Annotated in this window: 4 protein-coding genes; all 4 read right to left on the reverse strand. The window is 72.7% G+C overall.

What is annotated here, in order from left to right; translation table 11 throughout:
* Positions 1 to 83: 83 nt before the first annotated feature.
* The 4 genes from ACFXA3_RS34740 to shc are packed head-to-tail and all read right to left on the reverse strand — an operon-like array spanning position 84 to position 5,108.
* Positions 84 to 1,466 carry an aspartate aminotransferase family protein gene (locus ACFXA3_RS34740; RefSeq protein ID WP_385193673.1) on the reverse strand — a complete coding sequence of 461 codons (1,383 nt, stop codon included), beginning with the start codon at positions 1,464 to 1,466 and terminating at the stop codon, positions 84 to 86.
* Complete coding sequence (gene hpnH, locus ACFXA3_RS34745; RefSeq protein ID WP_385193676.1) at positions 1,463 to 2,491, reverse strand: adenosyl-hopene transferase HpnH; 1,029 nt, start codon at positions 2,489 to 2,491, stop codon at positions 1,463 to 1,465. Before hpnH ends, ACFXA3_RS34740 begins: the two co-directional genes overlap by 4 nt.
* Before the next feature lie 5 nt (positions 2,492 to 2,496).
* Positions 2,497 to 3,186 (reverse strand): 1-hydroxy-2-methyl-2-butenyl 4-diphosphate reductase, encoded by a 690-nt coding sequence (locus tag ACFXA3_RS34750; RefSeq protein WP_385193678.1) that lies wholly within the window; start codon positions 3,184 to 3,186, stop codon positions 2,497 to 2,499.
* Positions 3,183 to 5,108 carry a squalene--hopene cyclase gene (gene shc / locus ACFXA3_RS34755; protein ID WP_385193681.1) on the reverse strand — a complete coding sequence of 642 codons (1,926 nt, stop codon included), beginning with the start codon at positions 5,106 to 5,108 and terminating at the stop codon, positions 3,183 to 3,185. Before shc ends, ACFXA3_RS34750 begins: the two co-directional genes overlap by 4 nt.
* Positions 5,109 to 5,241 lie beyond the last annotated feature (133 nt).

Raw genomic sequence — 5,241 nt, forward strand, 5'->3', positions numbered from 1 at the left:
CACCCCCCGGGGGGGCGGGCTGTGGTCGGGGGCGGGCCCCTAACCGACGCAGGGCCCAGGGCCGGAAGGGATCCGGGCAGCCGTCAGCCGCCGCCGACGGCCTGCTTCACCAGCGTCCTGCCGAAGTCCCACATCAGCGAGCCCCCGCCGTGCGCCTCGTCCATCACGTCGCGGAAGGCCGCGACGAACCGGTCGACGTCCGCCTCGTCCACGATCAGCGGCGGGATGAGCTTGATGACCTCCAGGCGGTCCCCCGACACCTGCGTCAGGATCCGGTGCTTCTGCAGCAGGGGCACCACGACCATCTGCGCGAAGAGCCCCTTGCGGGCCGCCTGGAGCATCGTCCACCGGCCGCGCAGCCCCAGCGAGGACGGCCGCCCGAACTCGATGCCGATCATCAGGCCCCGCCCCCGGACCTCGTGGAGCAGCTCGTACTCGTCCACGAGCGCGGCGAGCCGGCCGCGCAGCAGGTCGCCCGTCGCGCGCGCGTTCGCGACCACCGACTCGTCCTCCATGACCGAGAGCACCGCCAGCCCGGCCGCCATCGCCTGCGCGTTGGACCCGAAGCTGGCGGAGTGCACCAGCACCCGGTCCATGGACGAGTAGACCTTCTTGAAGATCCAGTCCTTGCCGAGGGTCGCGCCGATCGGCACGTAGCCGCCCGACAGGGCCTTGGCCACGCAGACCAGGTCCGGCTCCACGCCCGGTTCGTGCTGGTACGCATAGAAATCGCCGGTCCGGCCGAGTCCCGTCTGCACCTCGTCGGCGATCAGCAGCGCCTTGTGCCGGTGCAGCAGCTCCTGCGCCGCGCGAAGGAATCCGGGCGGGGCCGCGAGCACGCCCTTGCCCTGGACGGGTTCGACGACGAAGGCGGCGACGTCGCCCCGTTCCAGTTCCCGTTCCAGGGCGGCCAGGTCCCCGAGGGCGATCTTCGTATCGGGCAGCAGCGGCGCGAAGCCGTCCCGGAAGCCCCCCTCCCCGTTGACGGAGAGGGAGCCCGTGGTCAGCCCGTGGAAGGCGTGGTCGCAGTAGAGGATCCTGGGCCGCCCGGTGGCGTACCGGGCGAACTTCAGGGCGGTCTCCACGGCCTCGGTGCCGCTGTTGCCGAAGAAGACGCGGTCCAGGTGCGGGCTGTGGGCCAGCAGCCGCTCCGCGAGCAGCCCGGGCAGCGGCTGGCAGTCGAAGCGGGTCAGGTCGGCGAGCTGCGCGTCCAGGACGTCGTGCAGGGCCTTGCGGACCACGGGGTGGTGCCGGCCCAGGCCCATCACGCCGAACCCGGCCAGCATGTCCAGGTAGTCGTTGCCCTCGGCGTCCCAGAAGTGCGCGCCCTCGGCCCGTACGTAGACCTTGTCGAAGCCGATCGTGTGCAGCATGCGCGGCAGCTGGTGGTTGAGGTGCCGCGCGTGCAGCTCGTACCGTTCCCCGCCCCGCTCGTCGAGCAGGGCGCGGAGATCGAAGCCGGTCACTGCTTGTCCCGGTTCCCCGAGACGGTCTCGCGGGCGGCGCGCAGGGATTCCTTGAGGGAGCCCATGGTGGCGAGGACGGCGGTCGGCTCGTAGCCGCAGTGCGCCATGCAGTTGGCGCAGCGCGGGTCCTTTCCGCGGCCGTACTTGCTCCAGTCGGTGTCCTCGACCAGCTCCCGGTACGTCGGAACGTAGCCGTCGCTCATCAGGTAGCAGGGGCGCTGCCAGCCGAAGAGGGAGTAATTCGGAATGGCCCAGGCGGTGCAGGGGAAATCCACTTTCCCTTCCAGGAAGTCGAGGAAGAGCGGCGAGTGGTTGAGCCGCCAGCGCCGCCGGTTTCCGCCCGCGAAGGCCTTCCGGAAGAGTTCCCTGGTCTGTTCGACGCCCAGGAAGTGTTCCTGGTCGGGGGCCTTTTCGTAGGCGTAGGCGGGCGAGATCATCATTTCGTCGACCTTGAGGTCGTCATTGAGGTAGTTGAGCACCTCGATGATCGTCTGCGGGGTGTCGGTGTTGAAGAAGGTGGAGTTGGTGGTGACCCGGAATCCGCGCCCCTTCGCCTCCTTGATGGCGGCGACCGCCTCGTCGAAGACGCCTTCCTTGGCCACCGACTCGTCGTGCCGTTCGCGCAGCCCGTCGATGTGCACGGCGAAGGCGAAGTAGGGCGAGGGCGTGAACTTCTCGATCTTCTTGCGGAGCAGCATCGCGTTGGTGCACAGGAAGACGTACTTCCGCCGGGCCACCAACTGCCGCACGATCTCGTCGATCTGCGGGTGCATCAGCGGCTCGCCGCCCGCGATGGACACCATCGGAGCGCCGGATTCCAGGACGGCGCCGACGGCCTGGGCGACCGGCATGCGCTGCTTGAGCACGCCGGCCGGGTGCTGGATCTTCCCGCACCCCTCACAGGCGAGATTGCAGGCGTAGAGCGGCTCCAGCTCGACGATCAGCGGGAACTTCTCACGCTTGCGGAGCTTCTGTTCGAGAAGATACGTCCCGACCCTGATGGACTGTCGCAGTGGCATGGCCATCTGGCTCACCTCCTGGGGAGCAGCAAAGAACGGTGCCAGTCATAAAACGCGGGCAGTACGGCACGCAATACGCGGAAGGCCGATATTCCACCGCGCAACGTGCCGATGCGGACGAGCTCGTGCTCCGGAGCGTCCACGATCACCCGGACGGCCGCAACCGGGCGGTGCCGGCCGCTTCCGGCGGCCCGGGCGGCCCGGGCGGCCGCCCACAGGGTGGCCGCGGACTCCATGTCGACCGCGATGGCGCCGGTGGCGCGCAGCTGGGCGCGCTCCTGGCCGCGGACGACGTGGTCGGATCCGGTCAGTGCGCCGGTGTGCACGGTCCGGCCGGGCGCGGCCCGGGCCAGTGCCTCGGCGAGCAGGGCGGTGCCCTCGCACGGCACGGTGCCCCGCGGATCGCGGGTCTCCTCGGCGACGACGAGGTCACCGGGGCTCATGCCGGGGACCAGCCCGGCGCAGAACCCGGTGGCGAGGACGGGGGCCAGGCGCAGTTCCGGTGCGGCGAGCGCCCGGCCGACCGCCCGTTCGGCGGCGCGCGGTCCCATGCCGGTGCGCAGGACGGTGCAGCCGGGTCCGGGGCGCGCGGCGCCGCGGCCGCCGCCGCTGCGCAGGGCCGCCTGCTCGATGCGCAGGGCGCAGGCGACGAGGAGCGGGACCGGCGGTTCGGGCCCGGCGGCGGCCCCGTCGCGGGTCATCGGACCTCCCCGGGTGCGAAGGGTTCCCCGTACAGGTAGCGGCCGAGGGCGGTGAGCGGGAACACCTGCCGGTACAGGTGGTAGTTGATGGAGAAGTCCCAGGGGAAGCCGGTGCCGGTGAAGTGCGGCTCGTCCCAGGAGCCGTCCCCGAGCTGGGTCTCGACCAGGTACGCGATGCCGCGTTCGACGGCCTTGCCGTCCCGTTCCCCCGCGGAGAGCAGGGCCATCAGCGCCCACGCGGTCTGGGAGGGGGTCGACGCCCCCTTGCCGGCCCAGGCCGGGTCCTTGTACGAGCGCTGGTCCTCGCCCCAGCCGCCGTCCTCGTTCTGTACGGATTCCAGCCAGCGCACGGCCCGCCGGATCGCGGGATGCCCCGTGGCGAAGCCCGCGGCGGTCAGGGCCGGGACCACCGAACCCGTCCCGTACACGTAGTTGGTGCCCCAGCGGCCGAACCAGGCGCCGGTGGGCTCCTGTTCGGCGAGCAGCCAGGCGATGCCGCGCCTGGTCCGCGGGTCGGCCGCCTTGCCCTCGACCGCGAGCATCTCCACCACGTGGGCGGTGACGTCCGCGGACGGCGGGTCGATGACCTCGCCGAAGTCGCAGAACGGCAGCCGGTTCGGGAACGGGCTGGTGTTGTCGGCGTCGAAGGCGCCCCAGGCGCCGTTCCCGGACTGCATGCCGAGGTTCCAGGAGACCCCGCGGGCGATGGCCGCCTCGACCCTGGCCGGCTCGGGGTGGCGGATCCGGCGCAGGGCCAGCACCACCTCGGCGGTGTCGTCGATGTCGGGGTAGGTGTCGTTGTGGAACTCGAACGCCCAGCCGCCGGGGGCGAGTCCGGGCCTGCGCACCGCCCAGTCGCCGGTGCGGACGATCTCCTCGTCGAGCATCCAGTCGGCGGCCCTCACCAGCGCCGGGTGGTCGGGCGGCAGGCCCGCGTCGGCCAGGGCGATGGCGGCGAGGCAGGTGTCCCAGACCGGTGACTGGCAGGCCTCGATCATCCGGACGGGGCCGCCCGGCCGGCCGTCGGGCCCGGGGGGACCGTCCTCGCGCCACACAGCGAACCGGTCCAGGGACTCCAGGCCGGCCCGCATCACCGGGTGTCCGAGGTCGTACCCGAGCAGGTGCAGGGCGATGACGGAGTACACGGCGGGTGGCTGGATCCCGCCCCAGCAGCCGTCGTTCTCCTGGCGTTCGATGATCCAGCGCGCGGCGGTGTTCATCGCGGCCCTGCGCAGCCGGCGCGGTGCGAACCGGCGGTAGACGTGCAGGGCCCTGTCCATCCGCTGGAAGGCCCCGTCCCAGCTGGCCAGCGGCGCCGGGCGGACGGCGGGGTACGGGCGCCGCGCGTCGGTGTGCAGCTCGTCCAGGGCGAACGGGGCGGGGCGGACGGGCCGCTTCGCCGAGACCACGGTCAGCGGGACGATGGTCTGGCGGGCCCAGCAGCCGAAGTCGTAGATGTTCAGCGGCACCCACGACGGCAGGAACACCAGCTCGGGCGGGAGTTCGGGCAGGTGGTCCCAGCTCCACCAGCCGAACAGGGCCAGCCAGATCCGGGTGAAGACGCGGGCGGCGGCGATCCCGCCGTGGGCCCGGACCCAGGCCGAGGCGCGGGCCATGTGCGGGGCGTCGGGCGCGTCCCCGGCGAGCCGCAGCGCGACGTACGCCTCGATGGTGGCGGAGAGTTCGGGCGGGCCGCCGTGGAAGGTGGCCCAGGTGCCGTCCGCGGCCTGCTCGCCCCGGATGAAGCGGGCGGCGGCCTGCGTGGTGGCCTCGTCCCGGATCCCGAGGAACTGCCGCAGCAGCAGGTCCTCGGCGTCCATGGTGACGTTGGTCTCCAGGTCGCCCTTCCACCACCCGGCCGCGTCCTGGCGGGCCAGCAGGTGCCGGGTCGCCCGCGCGGCGGCCTCCTGGGCGCCCGGCACGCCCCGTACGGTGTCCGGCGGCCCGGCGGCCTCGTCGGGGCGCGGGGGGGGGGTGGGCGCGGGGGGGCCGGGCCCCCCCCGCCGGTGAGGACGGCGGTCTCGCCGGACAGCGGGTCCGCGGCGGGCTCGGCGG

Source organism: Streptomyces sp. NPDC059456 (assembly GCF_042750055.1).
In the GTDB taxonomy this organism is placed as follows: domain Bacteria; phylum Actinomycetota; class Actinomycetes; order Streptomycetales; family Streptomycetaceae; genus Streptomyces.

Excerpts from the sequence above, each read along its gene's own strand:
- ACFXA3_RS34750 (WP_385193678.1), bottom strand. The coding sequence starts at position 3,186 with ATGACCCGCGACGGGGCCGCCGCCGGGCCCGAACCGCCGGTCCCGCTC.
- hpnH (WP_385193676.1), bottom strand. The coding sequence starts at position 2,491 with ATGGCCATGCCACTGCGACAGTCCATCAGGGTCGGGACGTATCTTCTC.